Consider the following 12,890-nt stretch of genomic DNA (forward strand, 5'->3'; position numbering starts at 1 on the left):
TTTCAGGTGTTTTTACCTGTTGTTACATATCTTAAAGGTAAACATTGCGTTTTGTAAAGTAATCTGAGGAAAAATTTTTAACTTAGCCTGTAGAAAGCTCTGATACCTAGTTACAGTCAGGGTTGTGCGGTAAATTGATACGTTTACAATTCTTTAATAAATTCTATTTTATGACCAATGCCAATTCTGCCATTGTTACCTACAGCCCAGCTTACACAATCGTTCCAACCTACGAGTGCTTCAATCGCTGCGCCTACTGCAACTTTCGTACTAACCCTGGCGAAAGTCCTTGGCTAACGCTATCAGCCGCAGAGGAAATCTTAAAACGACTTAAAAATGAGAAAGTCTGTGAAATTCTGATCCTTAGTGGTGAAGTACATCCCAATTCGCCACAGCGTCAGGCATGGTTTCAACGAATTTATGATTTGTGTGCATCAGCATTGGCGATGGGTTTTTTACCGCACACTAACGCCGGGCCACTGAGTTTTGCAGAAATGCGACAATTAAAAAATGTTAATGTCTCAATGGGTTTGATGTTGGAACAGTTAACACCAGCTTTGTTGAAGACTGTACATCGCTACGCACCTAGTAAAGTTGCAGAACTGAGACTGCAACAATTACAATGGGCGGGAGAATTGCAAATTCCCTTCACCACTGGTTTACTTTTAGGAATTGGCGAAACCGCAGATGATTGGTGGACAACCTTAGCAGCCATATCTCATATTCATCAACGCTACCATCACATTCAAGAAGTGATTTTGCAACCTCATAGTCCAGGGAAACAGCAAATATTTGATGCACCACCATTTGACCCCCATCAATTACCAGCAGTTATTAGCAAAGCACGTCAAATTTTACCGCCAGAGATTACAATTCAAATCCCGCCAAATTTAGTTAAAGATGAGCAATGGTTACTGGCTTGTATTGAAGCTGGTGCGAGGGATTTAGGTGGGATAGGGCCGATAGATGAAGTGAATCCTGATTATCCACATATTCAGGAACAAGAGTTGACAGAAATTTTACAACCTACGGGGTGGGAGTTATTACCACGTTTACCTGTGTATCCGCAGTTTGATAGTTGGTTAGCGAAAGAATTGCAAATAGCTGTGAATCACTGGCGGAAGATTTTAGCCTAGGCTATTCTTTTACAAGAACAAAAAAGTGAATATTTGTCGATTTATTCGGTAAAGTTTGACATAGTATGGTAAATTTTCCGATAGTATTAAAAATATATTGTTAGTCCATAAAATAGGTCACAGCCAAAAATCTAAATCAGATGGATATCATCAGTAATCAGTTATTTTACAAATAAAAATTTCCTATCCAAAAAGTTAATTAAGCAAAAACTAATAATAAATATATGAAAAAACGCTATTTTTTAGAAGCAAGCGCCGTATTAACAGGTGCAGCCTTATTATCCCAGTTTATTAATCCGAGGACAGAAATCGTGACAAGTTCTAACACTGAATTTGAAATTACCAAATCTGAAGATGAATGGCGCAGTATTTTAACACCAGAACAGTTTCGTGTTTTGCGTAAACATGGAACTGAACGGGCTTTTACTAGTTCCCTGGATAAGCTGTATGCAGAAGGTACTTATGTGTGTGCGGCTTGTGACTTACCACTGTTTACATCTGATACCAAATTTAATAGTGGTACTGGCTGGCCAAGTTTCTTTCAACCAATTGAAGGAGCGATCGCCACTACTGTAGATCGTTCATTATTTATGACCCGCACAGAAGTTCATTGTCGTCGCTGTGGTGGACATTTAGGCCATGTATTTCCTGATGGCCCTGCGCCTACAGGTCAACGTTATTGTATGAATGGTGTGGCGTTAAAATTTATTCCGGCTTAATTAGTAAAGATGCGATCATTTTGATCATTTAAAAACCCAAAAGCCCAGTTTTCAGAAAAACTGGGCTTCTTCTTTCTGACAAATTATTAAAAATGACTTGATTTTTTCTCAAACTATACTTATGTATTGTATTTCTGTCTCATACTAACTCTAACTATAGGAATACTGTTTAATTCATGAATCTATTTGTGTGGTGCGCGAAGCGCAGTAATTAACAGATTTATAATGTACTTAAAAAAACAAGATTTTAGACTTCTCAGCAGTGAGATATTTTTCTGTCTACAGATATAGCTAAATCTATCTTTATCAGGAAGACTCTTATACAGCAACTGTACTAATCTTCTTGGAGAGATACAAACTGCCAGAGATTTTTTATATGTCTAAAGATGTATTTGAGTTATCAGCACCACCAGTTAATTCTATTGTTGGTCATTTACTAGAACTGGGACAAGACCCATTAGGTTTTCTCAGCCGTTGTCGTGATTATGGTGATATTATTCCTCTACAGTTGGGGTTAACACCTGCTTGTTTAGTAACTAATCCTGACTACATAGAAGAAGTTCTCAAAAATCGTCACGATTTTATTAAAAGCCGAGGCTTACGTAGTTTAAAAACTCTTTTAGGAGAAGGTTTATTAACAACAGAAGGAGAATCTTGGTTTTGGCAACGTCGTCTTGCACAACCAGTATTTCACCAAAAACGAATTAATGGATATAGCCAAATTATGGTGGATTACGCCAACCAAATGTTACAAACCTGGAATGATGGCGAAATTCGTGATATTCATGCAGAGATGATGCAGTTGACGTTAGAAATTGTGATGAAGTGCATATTTAGTGCGGAGGTGGATGCAGGCGAGGCTAAGGTTGTCGCTAATGCACTAGATGTCGCAATGAACTGGTTTGAGAGTAAGCGTAAGCAGAATTTTTTGGTGTGGGAGTGGTTTCCTAGACCAGAAAACATCAATTATCGTCGTGCTATTACCGCAATGAATGAAGCGATTTATCAACTGATTCAAGAACGTCGCCATAGCCAGAAAAAAACTCATGATTTGTTGTCGATGTTAATGGAAGCAAAAGATGAACAAACAGGTCAACAAATGGATGATAAATTACTGCGGGATGAAGTTGCTACCTTAATGTTGGCAGGTCATGAAACTACAGCCAATACTTTATCTTGGACATGGATGCTTTTGGCACAAAATCCTGAAGTTCGAGAAAAATTAAAATCAGAACTTGATCAAGTTTTGCAAGGAAAGTTACCAACATTAGAAGACTTAAGTAAGTTGGTTTATACACAGCAAGTCATCAAAGAATCAATGCGGTTATATCCTCCTGTATCGCTGATGGGGCGAGAAGCCGCAGTAGATACTCAAATTGGCGATTACGAAATTCCCCAAGGGACATCAATTATGATTAGCCAATGGGTAATGCACCGTCATCCAAAATATTTCGAGAATCCAGAAGCTTTCCAACCCGAACGTTGGACAGAAGAGTTAGACAAACAACTACCCAAAGGAGTATATTTTCCTTTTGGTGATGGGCCGAGAATTTGTATTGGTAAAGGTTTCGCGCAGATGGAAGCGGCTTTATTATTAGCGACTATTGCTCAAAGCTTCCAAATAGATTTAGTACCAGGACACTCCATTGTACCGCAGCCTTCTATTACGTTACGTCCTGAAAATGGACTGAAGGTGGAAATCAAATCTCTTCGGGAGAGGGAAAAGGTAACAGGTAACAGGTAACAGTTTATTGTTAGTTGCTTTTCAGGGAAAAGTTTAGCATCAATAATGGATGACACAGATTGTTGCCTGTTTTCTCTGTTCACAAAATAGCATGGCTCAACTACAAAGAATAGCGATCGCACCTGCTCAATTTCAACAAGACCAAATTTTACTGACACCCCAACAACTACATTATCTAGGGCGAGTCTTGCGTTTGCGTGAGGGCGATCGCTTTATTGCGATGGATGGTATGGGTAAATGGTGGTTAACACAATTAACAGGAAAACAAGCCCAGGTTTTAGAAACTCTTTCCGTAACTACAGAATTACCTGTAACAATTACACTGATGATGGCATTGCCTAAAGGTAGTGGTTTTGATGAAGTTGTACGCTGCTGTACGGAAATTGGCGTAACTTGTATTGCTCCGGTGATTAGCGATCGCACTCTTCTTCACCCCAGTCCGCAAAAACTCGAACGTTGGCGGCGGATTGCAGCTGAAGCGGCTGAACAATCGGAACGCGCTTTTGTCCCCACAATTTTAGAACCAGTGGCTTTGAGTGAGGCTTTGTCAACAGTTAATGGTCATAAGTATATCTGTGAAGCACGGGGTAACTATCCTCACCTTCTACATTGCTTACCAAACAAAGAACAAAGAACAAATGACAGCGAACTAATTATTGCTACAGGCCCCGAAGGTGGATGGACAGAACCAGAAATTGCAAATGCGATCGCTTCTGGTTTTCAAGCTGTATCTCTCGGTCGTCGAGTTCTCCGCGCCGTCACTGCACCCATCGTTGCTTTATCCTTAGTTACCGCAGCCTGTGAAGTATAAATGATAATAAGCCGCTTCCAAAACTCAACGCAGGATGCAGGGAAATAAAATATGATTGAGCGAGTTGCGATCGCTTTTGACCGTAAAGATTATCACACTGCTGCTAAACTACTCCAGCAGTTGTCAAAGGAATCACCGGATGATCCTTGGGTGCAGTTTTACATTGCCAGACTTTACGAAGTATCTCATAAACAACAAGATGCAGAAAAAATTTATCGTCAGTTATTGCGGAGTACAACCAACTCTAAAATAGTTTCGCAAGCACGCCAAGGTTTACAACGCCTCAAAGAAGTTGAACAAGAACAACGACAACGCGCCATTGCTAAAGCCACAGCCGAACCCAACAGTAATGAGCCAGGGATACTTGTTTTAGAGCCTTTGACTAGTCAAGAAAAGTCAACAGTTGCAGCGCAATTTGCTCAGATTATGCAGCTAGACACCTATACAGCCAGACTAATTCTCCCCAGCCGCAGTTGGAGAGTCTATCGTTATGGCCGAGTAGGAGAATTAAAATTTTATGGTGAACAGCTACAAAAAGCCGGAATCCCTTGCTTTTGGTCAACAATTAGTGCAGTTCAACAAATACAAATTTATCAAGTTGAATATTTTTCGGAATCTGGTACACAAGCGACGGTTGTTTGTCGTAACCAAACTCATCAACTCGGTTCTCTGACTTTTAATTGGTCAGAAGTACAAGCCAGAGTCGCGGGACTATTACCAATTTTTGAAGAAGTTGTCGATGTTAATGCACGCCATAAGCTAGAGCGAAAAACTCAAACTCAAGATTACGCTCAATTTTGTGATCTACATTTACCTGGGCGGCGTTGCATTCTGCGACTGTCTGATCAAAGTTATGATTTCCAACAAGGTGTAGAAATTGCTGCTCTAGCTAGTCAAAATACTATCCGCATTAACTGGAATAAAGTAATTAACTGGCTAGAACAGCATCTGCCACAAGTGAAGCTTTGGTCAGATTTCACACCTTTTGCGGAGACGATTCTAGATCAAACGGAAATGTTACGCAATATCACACCCAATATCAATTTAATGCGTCGAGAACCGACGAATTGGGATGCAGCTTTTCAGTTGTATAGCGGATTGGTGTTTAATAAATGCTTGGCGATCGCTGACAGTCAAAATTAAATCACTAAGCTTGGTTAGGAGTTTTCACTTGACTGGCCATATCTAAGAAAGAACTCATATTTGCCCCTGGACGACGACGACCATTAGAAGCACCAGAAGGAGCTAGATATTTAGGTGCAAACGTGGTTTCTGTTGGTTCTTTCTTCGCAGCTACAGCAGTTGCAGGCGCTTTTTCTGGTTCAGCAGGTGCAGCTTTGCCATTTTGGGATGCTTTGACCGCCTTAGCCGCAGGTTTTTTGGCTGGCTCAGGTGCTGCTGTTGCTTTGTTACCGTTGGAAGTAGCTACTGGTTTTGGTGATTCTGCGGGTTTTGGTGTTGGTTTGACTTCTGCCCCACTTTCATCTAATTGCAGGTAGTAGCCACCATTTTTTTTCTTACCACCGAGCAAACCTGTAAAGAAACCTAAAATCCCAGCGATTAAATTTTTGATAAAACCGAACATTAGAATTTCTCCTGCCTTCTATAATTTCTGTAAATCTGACCGTAATGTTAAAAATTGCAGCTTAATGCTACATTTCTTTGCGCCGTACTATGACTTTGACTAGCTTGATAGTTGAGTGTTTGAGTAACACTGGCGTAAGACTACAGAGCAAATGTTCTTGATTTTACAGGCACTTGCAGCCTGTATCTATCAAGACTCATTATTAAATCTTACCGTTACCATAAGCAAGATTATGAAAGCTTGCTTAATAAAATTTAATAGTACTCTGCGAGAGTGGGGAATAGAGAGTTGGGAGTGGGGAATAGGGAATAGGGAGTGGGGAATATTCTTTTGTGATGTTCGGTTCTGAGATTGTCTGATGAATACCGAATGCTAAAAACACTAGTACAGGTCGGCGGAAATAAACAGACCACACTTCGACGGCGCTCAGTGACCATAAGGAATTGCTAAAAGGCTTGTGGTATCACTACTCTTTCTTTTTCCTTTTGACCTTTTACTTTTGCCTTGTTGTACTAGCCCCTAACCTCCAGCCCCCAGCCTCTAACCTCTAGCCAGTGACCTGAGTGTCATAACTAATTCACAGATAGCAACATAACTTAGCTAGATTTTTGACAGAACTATGCAAGCAAACCCGGCAATGAACTCAACTAATCAGCAATACAACCCAGTTTTGTTAATACACGGGATTGGAGATACAGAAGCAGTATTCCGCAAAATGAGAAGTTATTTACAGGCGAAAGGTTGGTCTGTATATGCTCTGAATTTAGTACCGAATAATGGCGTAGTTGGTCTTGATGTGTTAGCGCAGCAAGTAGCTAACTACATAGCCGAGACCTTTGAGCCAGAACAGAAACTAGATATAGTCGGTTTCAGTATGGGAGGCCTTGTCAGTCGTTATTATGTCCAACGACTGGGAGGTATTGAGCGCGTGCAACGCTTGATTACTATCTCATCACCTCATCATGGAACTTATATTGCTTATGGTTCTTGGCGGCCTGGTTGTGTACAAATGCGTACTCACAGTAAATTCCTCAAGGATTTAAATTCTGATGCTGTGATGTTAAAGCAGTTGAACTTTACATCTATTTGGACACCTTATGATTTGATGATTGTCCCAGCCAACAGTTCCCAAATGCCCGTAGGTACAGAGGTAATTATCCCCGCAGCATCTCATCCTTGGATGTTAACTGATTCTAGGAGTTTAGCCGCCGTCGCCACAGCCTTAGCCGAACCAATTAGGAATTACTCACAAAAATTGTCGGTGGAGACTGGGTTTAGGGGTGAAAGGGTATAGGGTGTAAGGGTGGTTTTGAATACCTACACCCTTACACCCTTACACCCTGAACCAAACCTTGAATTTTCGTTTTCATACGTAAGTCCTAATTTAAGAGCGATCGCCAATTTGGGTATACTCCTCATAACTCCCAAAAATCGCCTCTGGGTAGCGGTAATATTTAAACTCCAGCAAATTATAAAAAGGATCTTCTAAAAAGAAAGTCCGATGTTCTAAAGGCGAACCCACAAAGCGATTTTTAGCTTCTTCTCGAAAAAATAGTTGGTGCTTGTATGCTGTTGTTAACAAACTTTCCCAGTCACTTTCTTGGGGAAAGATTAAACCAAAGTGTCTAGGATATATCGTCCGTTGTCTTGTTAAAGGTTCCTTGGTAGTGTGTGCTACCAGTTGATGTCCGTAAAGATTGAGAATCAAAGCATGGGGGTTTTCCCGTCCCGGAATACAGCCCAAACCATCGACATAATAGGCTTTTGCCTGTTGGATATCACTCACAGGAAAAGCTAAATGAAATATAGGTTTATTCATAACAGGCATTGTTTGTAGTTGCTATCTACAATTTATGCCCTGAAAACTTGTTTGTGGTTAATTGGAACACAGTTTTATATTGCTGTTACTTATATGCTGTTAGCGATATTTATGGACTGGAACAAGAAAATGGTAAGTAAGGCGTAAGTCCTCAATATGATTTACTAATACAGGTCGGCGTAAATAAACAGACCACACTTCGGCTACTTCGGCTGCGCTCAGTACAAGTACGCTCAGTGACCATAAGAAATTGCTAAAAGGCTTGTGGTATCGTTATTCTTTCTTTTGACTTTTGCCTTTTGACTTTTGCCTTGTTGTACTAGCCTCTAACCTCTCGCCTCTAGCCCCTGTTTTCGCTCAAAATCTTGCCTGTTTTTTCTCTCCCTAATAGTAAAAGTAAGAGAATCTATGCACTTTTAGAATTACAGAATGAGGTATAACATCTCAGGTTTAAAATTAGCTATTCTGTTGGTATGCTGGCAATGACAACATTACTTGTGATTCACTGCTAATGTTACCTTTACTTGACTCTGCGAATCCCTGGTTAGTGGGAGTAGGATTAAACACCGTTTTATTGGGTTTAGTTGCGATCGCTCCTAAAAAGCTGCTGACTCCAGCAGGTATATTTCATGCTGGGATATTGGGTGTCATCGTTTGGGGAACGTTGGGTTGGCAAGGATACTTAGTAGTGGGATTTTATTTCCTAGTGGGTTCAGGCGTGACGCGCATCGGTATGGCAGAGAAAGAAGCCCAAGGTATAGCCGAAAAGCGTTCTGGTGCCAGAGGCCCGGAAAATGTCTGGGGTTCAGCCTTAACGGCGGCGTTATGTGCTTTGGGTGTAGGGGTAATCAATTCGGGATGGTTGATATCTGATCCCCAATCTTTAGTTCCCAATCCTGTATCTTTGCTGTTGTTGGGCTATGTGGCAAGTTTTAGCACCAAGCTATCTGATACATCCGCCAGCGAAGTAGGGAAAGCTTATGGGCAAAGGACTTTTTTGATTACCACACTCCAACCAGTCCCCCGTGGTACAGAAGGCGCAGTTAGTTTAGAAGGAACCTTAGCGGGTGTGGTGGCATCGATCGCGATCGCCTTGGTAGGCTGGGCAGTAGGATTAATAGACTTATTAGGGGTTGTTTGGTGCATCTTCGCAGCGTTCATTGCTACCAATTTAGAAAGTGTCATTGGAGCCACACTGCAATCTAAATATGCTTGGCTAACAAATGAACTGGTCAATATTTTAAATACATTAATTGGTGCGATCGCTGCCATAATTTTTGCTTGGTTGTGGAAAATTGCGATCGGCTAGTACAACAAGGAAAAAGGCAAAAGGGCAGATTTTTAATCAAAGGTAAAGCCTTTTTGCCACGCCCATTTGAGTTTAAGTCTCCCGCCATCATCTGAGATTTGGCGGTCTCCCCTATGGGATGTTACACGAAAGATGAGAGGCGGGTTGAATCTGCCTCCTGCCTCCGGTTGGTGAGCGAAGCCGAACCACTGCCTTCTTCAATACTATTTTGGATTTGAGATTTTGAATGGGGAATTGTAGTCTCTGTCTAACTTTCAGCCACTCAATCGGTCTGAATCTTGTTTCCCATCTCTCGGAATTATGAACTTTTAGCTGTTTTTCTTGAGTTATTTCATGGAATCTTTATCATTTCTGTCAATAAATGATCATCCACTCCCAATCACACAGGCAGTAAAATATCTCCAAGCTTCCGGCAAATTATCCCAGTTGATTGGCGACATTCTCCGGCAGTATGTGATTGAGCAAGAAATCCAAACTAGAGATGATTTAGATATCAATCCAGCCTTAACCGAACAAGCAGTTATTGACTTTCGTTTAAAAAATCAACTCACGCAACCCCAAACTTTTCAAGAATGGTTACAAACAAATGGTACAGATTATGAAACATTTCATAGATCAATTACATTAGGTTTCAAATTAGAAAAACTTAAAACATTAGTTACACAACCTCACATTCCCGAATACTTTATTGAAAGAAAAATTTATTTAGATCGCGTCGTCATTTCTCGCATTATTGTTGATAATCAAGAACTTTGCGAAGAACTCAGAACCCAAATCGAAGAAGGAGCCAACTTTGAACAACTAGCCAGAGAATATTCCCTAACAGACGATCGCATAATGAACGGCATGATGGGAGCAATCAGCCGTGGCACCATGCCAGATACATTGCGGGCAGCGATTGATGTTGCTAGTTCTGGACAATTGGTGGGGCCAATAGAACTAGAAGGACGTTATGGTTTGTTTCGAGTCGAACAATTTCTGCCAGCGTCTTTAGAAGATACTCAACTCCAACAAGCATTACAAAATGAGTTATTTGAAAAATGGCTAGCAGAGAAAATTCAAAAGCTAACAGTGAAATTACAGATGGGTTAACAAATCTGGATCATGAATCTTTAGAAATCAACGCTATAGCAGAAATACCTTGGCAGCAAGGGCCTTTATGTTGGCTAAGTAGCGAACAACAAGCCAGATTACGTAATCAGTTAGTTATCCATCGTTACCAATTAGGAGAAAAAATCTGGTCAACGCAAAAACGCGGCTACCAATACTACATAGTCTCAGGTAAAGTCAGGCTCAGACAAGAACAAGATAGCAAAGCGATCGCTGCTTTACAAACAGGAGATTGGTTCGGCGACCTCTACAAAATCGCATTAGACTGCAAAGCCATAGCCGCCAGTAAAGAAGTCATCGTGGCTTGTTGGGACAGTTCGCTGTGGACAGAATTTAGCACTCCCGAAATTGAACAGTTCTTCTCTGGTTTCCCAGCCGCCGCCGCACCCAGCAATTCTGAACCCCAACCCAGCCTCGAACCACAACTGCCCCTACCAGCCACAACTATTAGTCCCGAAACTCAGCCGCCAACTCTCCAAGAATTACTCAACCGCACTCCAGATAACTCCAATTATCCTTTTATTGCCCACGGTAATACCGCCGCCGCCTGTCTGACAATGGTGGCGCAACACCTAGACAACCCAGTGCAACTAGAATGGGTACAGCGCCAACTGCGCGGACAAAACCCCAAACAAATCGTCGAAGCTGGCGAAAAACTCGGACTAGTATTGCGACGACTCCAAGTGAGTTGGGAAGAACTACCCAAACTTTCCTTTCCGGCTTTGATGTTATGGCAAAACGAAAATCAATCCCAAGCAAGTTGGGTAGTGGTTTACGCCATCAAAGGCTCCCGCTTAATTGTGGCGAATCCCTTAAATCCAGGGCAAATCTGTGAAACTCTGCCCCAATCAATTGTCGAAGCTGTATGGGATGGGCAACTGTGGCAAGTAGAACTGATTAATAAACATGAAAAGTTCAACCTCAGTTGGTTTATTCCGGCTGTCTGGAAATACAAGGGATTATTAGGGGAAGTTTTACTGGCATCCTTAACATTACAACTGTTTGGGTTAGGTACACCCCTCATTACTCAAGTCATCATCGATAAGGTGATGGTGCAAGAAAGCTTGCCCACCTTGGATGTGATGGCTATAGCTTTATTGTTAATTGCTTGCTTTGAGGCGATGCTGGGTACTTTACGCCTCTTCATCTTTACCCATACAGCTAGGCGCTTAGATTTAAGCTTGTCGGCGCAGCTATTTCGCCACCTGATGCGCTTGCCGTTAGCTTACTTTGAATCGCGGCGGGTGGGTGATACTGTTGCCCGTGTTCAAGAACTCGAACAAATCCGGCAATTTCTCACAGGTACAGCTTTAACAGTAATTCTCGACAGCATCTTTGCCGTTGTTTATTTGGCATTGATGTTTTACTACAACATCCCTTTAACTTTTGTCGCTTTGGCAGTGTTGCCATTGTTTGCCACTTTAACAATTGTTTCCACGCCAATTTTACGCAACTGGCTAAACGAAACCTTTAACCGCAGTGCAGACAGTCAATCGTTTTTGGTAGAGACAATTACAGGCATTCATTCTGTGAAAGCCCATGCGGCTGAACCAGTGGCGCGGGAACGTTGGGAAGGTTTATTTGCCCGATTTATTCGTACTGGTTTCAAAGCCTCGACTACATCAAATATCAGTAGTAATATTGGTGACTTTCTCACGAATTTTTCGACTTTACTGATTCTTTGGGTGGGCGCAAAATTGGTAATTGACCAACAATTAACAATTGGTCAGTTGGTAGCTTTTCAAATGTTATCGGGACGGGTGACAGCACCACTATTGCGGTTGGTACAACTGTGGCAAAATCTCCAACAAGTATTACTCTCTGTCGATAGAATTGGTGATATTCTCAACACAGCCCCAGAAGCTGAACCAGGCACAGGATTAGTTTTACCCGCATTAAAAGGGCAAGTAAATTTTGAACAGGTATTTTTCCGTTACCAAGCCCATACTGAACCAGTGTTACGCGGCATTACGTTTGATGTCCAGCCAGGGCAGTTTATTGGCATAGTCGGACGTAGTGGTTCGGGTAAAAGTACCCTGTCCAAGCTGTTGCAGCGATTGTATCAAATTGAATCGGGACGCATCTTAATTGATGGTTTTGATATTAAGAGTGCTGATTTGGCATCACTAAGGCAACAAATTAGCGTTGTTTTGCAAGAGGACTTTTTGTTTAATGGTTCGATTTTAGAAAATATTACCTTGGGCAATCCCAATATTACGGCGGAACAGGTAGTAGAAGCTGCGAGATTAGCTGTAGCCCATGATTTTATCAGTCAATTGCCATTCGGTTATGAGACGAATGTGGGAGAGAGAGGTACAGCTTTATCTGGTGGACAGCGCCAAAGGATTGCTTTAGCACGCTTGTTTTTATCCGATGCTCCAATTTTAATTTTGGATGAAGCGACAAGTGCTTTAGATAGTGAAACCGAACAACAAGTACTCCAAAACCTCCAAAAAGTTTCCGAAAATCGCACAGTGTTTTTGATTGCTCATCGCTTTGCACCACTTAAGCGGGCTGATTTAATTTTGGTAATGGAGAAAGGCGTAATTGCGGAAAGGGGTACTCACACGCAACTTTTACAGCAGAAGGGTTTGTATTGGTCTCTTTATCAGCGTCAACAGGCTAATGTGTAGGTAAAAAGCAAAAGGCAAAAGGTA

At 41.5% G+C, this 12,890-nt stretch carries 11 protein-coding genes; 9 read left to right on the forward strand and 2 right to left on the reverse strand.

The annotated features are described in order from the left end of the window. The first annotated feature begins 170 nt into the window (after nucleotides 1-170). From cofG to H6G79_RS29930, 5 genes are all read left to right on the forward strand, one after another. Entirely contained in the window at nucleotides 171-1,136 is a 966-nt protein-coding gene (gene cofG / locus H6G79_RS29910; RefSeq protein WP_190593898.1) for a 7,8-didemethyl-8-hydroxy-5-deazariboflavin synthase subunit CofG, read from the forward strand. 224 nt (nucleotides 1,137-1,360) lie between these two features. Beyond that, entirely contained in the window at nucleotides 1,361-1,855 is a 495-nt protein-coding gene (gene msrB / locus H6G79_RS29915) for a peptide-methionine (R)-S-oxide reductase MsrB (protein WP_190593896.1), read from the forward strand. 376 nt (nucleotides 1,856-2,231) lie between these two features. Continuing rightward, nucleotides 2,232-3,599, forward strand: coding sequence for a cytochrome P450 (locus H6G79_RS29920; RefSeq protein ID WP_190593894.1), 1,368 nt, complete (start codon nucleotides 2,232-2,234; stop codon nucleotides 3,597-3,599). A gap of 91 nt (nucleotides 3,600-3,690) precedes the next feature. Beyond that, complete coding sequence (locus tag H6G79_RS29925; RefSeq protein ID WP_190593892.1) at nucleotides 3,691-4,410, forward strand: 16S rRNA (uracil(1498)-N(3))-methyltransferase; 720 nt, start codon at nucleotides 3,691-3,693, stop codon at nucleotides 4,408-4,410. A gap of 51 nt (nucleotides 4,411-4,461) precedes the next feature. Then, nucleotides 4,462-5,553: a tol-pal system YbgF family protein gene (locus tag H6G79_RS29930; protein ID WP_190593890.1), complete on the forward strand. Its 1,092-nt coding sequence runs from the start codon at nucleotides 4,462-4,464 to the stop codon at nucleotides 5,551-5,553. 4 nt (nucleotides 5,554-5,557) lie between these two features. Here the strand turns inward: H6G79_RS29930 and H6G79_RS29935 are convergent, their stop codons facing one another. Continuing rightward, nucleotides 5,558-5,995 carry a hypothetical protein gene (locus tag H6G79_RS29935; protein WP_190593888.1) on the reverse strand — a complete coding sequence of 146 codons (438 nt, stop codon included), beginning with the start codon at nucleotides 5,993-5,995 and terminating at the stop codon, nucleotides 5,558-5,560. A 637-nt stretch (nucleotides 5,996-6,632) separates the two neighbouring features. On the opposite strand from H6G79_RS29935, the gene H6G79_RS29940 reads away from it, so the two are divergent. Further along, a complete protein-coding gene (locus H6G79_RS29940; RefSeq protein WP_190593886.1) occupies nucleotides 6,633-7,289 on the forward strand; it encodes a triacylglycerol lipase in 657 nt (218 codons plus the stop codon). Between the two features lie 90 nt (nucleotides 7,290-7,379). Here H6G79_RS29940 and H6G79_RS29945 read toward each other — a convergent pair whose 3' ends face one another. After that, nucleotides 7,380-7,814 carry a VOC family protein gene (locus H6G79_RS29945; protein ID WP_190593884.1) on the reverse strand — a complete coding sequence of 145 codons (435 nt, stop codon included), beginning with the start codon at nucleotides 7,812-7,814 and terminating at the stop codon, nucleotides 7,380-7,382. A 511-nt stretch (nucleotides 7,815-8,325) separates the two neighbouring features. Between H6G79_RS29945 and H6G79_RS29950 the strand changes: the two genes are divergently transcribed. From H6G79_RS29950 to H6G79_RS29960, 3 genes are all read left to right on the forward strand, one after another. Then, complete coding sequence (locus H6G79_RS29950) at nucleotides 8,326-9,123, forward strand: TIGR00297 family protein (protein ID WP_190593882.1); 798 nt, start codon at nucleotides 8,326-8,328, stop codon at nucleotides 9,121-9,123. Nucleotides 9,124-9,456: 333 nt separating this feature from the next. Beyond that, nucleotides 9,457-10,215 (forward strand): peptidylprolyl isomerase, encoded by a 759-nt coding sequence (locus H6G79_RS29955; protein ID WP_190593880.1) that lies wholly within the window; start codon nucleotides 9,457-9,459, stop codon nucleotides 10,213-10,215. Then, nucleotides 10,164-12,866 (forward strand): peptidase domain-containing ABC transporter, encoded by a 2,703-nt coding sequence (locus H6G79_RS29960; RefSeq protein WP_190593879.1) that lies wholly within the window; start codon nucleotides 10,164-10,166, stop codon nucleotides 12,864-12,866. The genes H6G79_RS29955 and H6G79_RS29960 overlap by 52 nt, the downstream gene beginning before the upstream one ends. Nucleotides 12,867-12,890 lie beyond the last annotated feature (24 nt).

Source organism: Anabaena sp. FACHB-83 (assembly GCF_014697485.1).
GTDB lineage: Bacteria > Cyanobacteriota > Cyanobacteriia > Cyanobacteriales > Nostocaceae > Nostoc_B.

Excerpts from the sequence above, each read along its gene's own strand:
- cofG (WP_190593898.1), top strand. The coding sequence starts at position 171 with ATGACCAATGCCAATTCTGCCATTGTTACCTACAGCCCAGCTTACACA.
- msrB (WP_190593896.1), top strand. The coding sequence starts at position 1,361 with ATGAAAAAACGCTATTTTTTAGAAGCAAGCGCCGTATTAACAGGTGCA.
- H6G79_RS29920 (WP_190593894.1), top strand. The coding sequence starts at position 2,232 with ATGTCTAAAGATGTATTTGAGTTATCAGCACCACCAGTTAATTCTATT.
- H6G79_RS29925 (WP_190593892.1), top strand. The coding sequence starts at position 3,691 with ATGGCTCAACTACAAAGAATAGCGATCGCACCTGCTCAATTTCAACAA.
- H6G79_RS29930 (WP_190593890.1), top strand. The coding sequence starts at position 4,462 with ATGATTGAGCGAGTTGCGATCGCTTTTGACCGTAAAGATTATCACACT.
- H6G79_RS29935 (WP_190593888.1), bottom strand. The coding sequence starts at position 5,995 with ATGTTCGGTTTTATCAAAAATTTAATCGCTGGGATTTTAGGTTTCTTT.
- H6G79_RS29940 (WP_190593886.1), top strand. The coding sequence starts at position 6,633 with ATGAACTCAACTAATCAGCAATACAACCCAGTTTTGTTAATACACGGG.
- H6G79_RS29945 (WP_190593884.1), bottom strand. The coding sequence starts at position 7,814 with ATGAATAAACCTATATTTCATTTAGCTTTTCCTGTGAGTGATATCCAA.
- H6G79_RS29950 (WP_190593882.1), top strand. The coding sequence starts at position 8,326 with ATGTTACCTTTACTTGACTCTGCGAATCCCTGGTTAGTGGGAGTAGGA.
- H6G79_RS29955 (WP_190593880.1), top strand. The coding sequence starts at position 9,457 with ATGGAATCTTTATCATTTCTGTCAATAAATGATCATCCACTCCCAATC.
- H6G79_RS29960 (WP_190593879.1), top strand. The coding sequence starts at position 10,164 with ATGGCTAGCAGAGAAAATTCAAAAGCTAACAGTGAAATTACAGATGGG.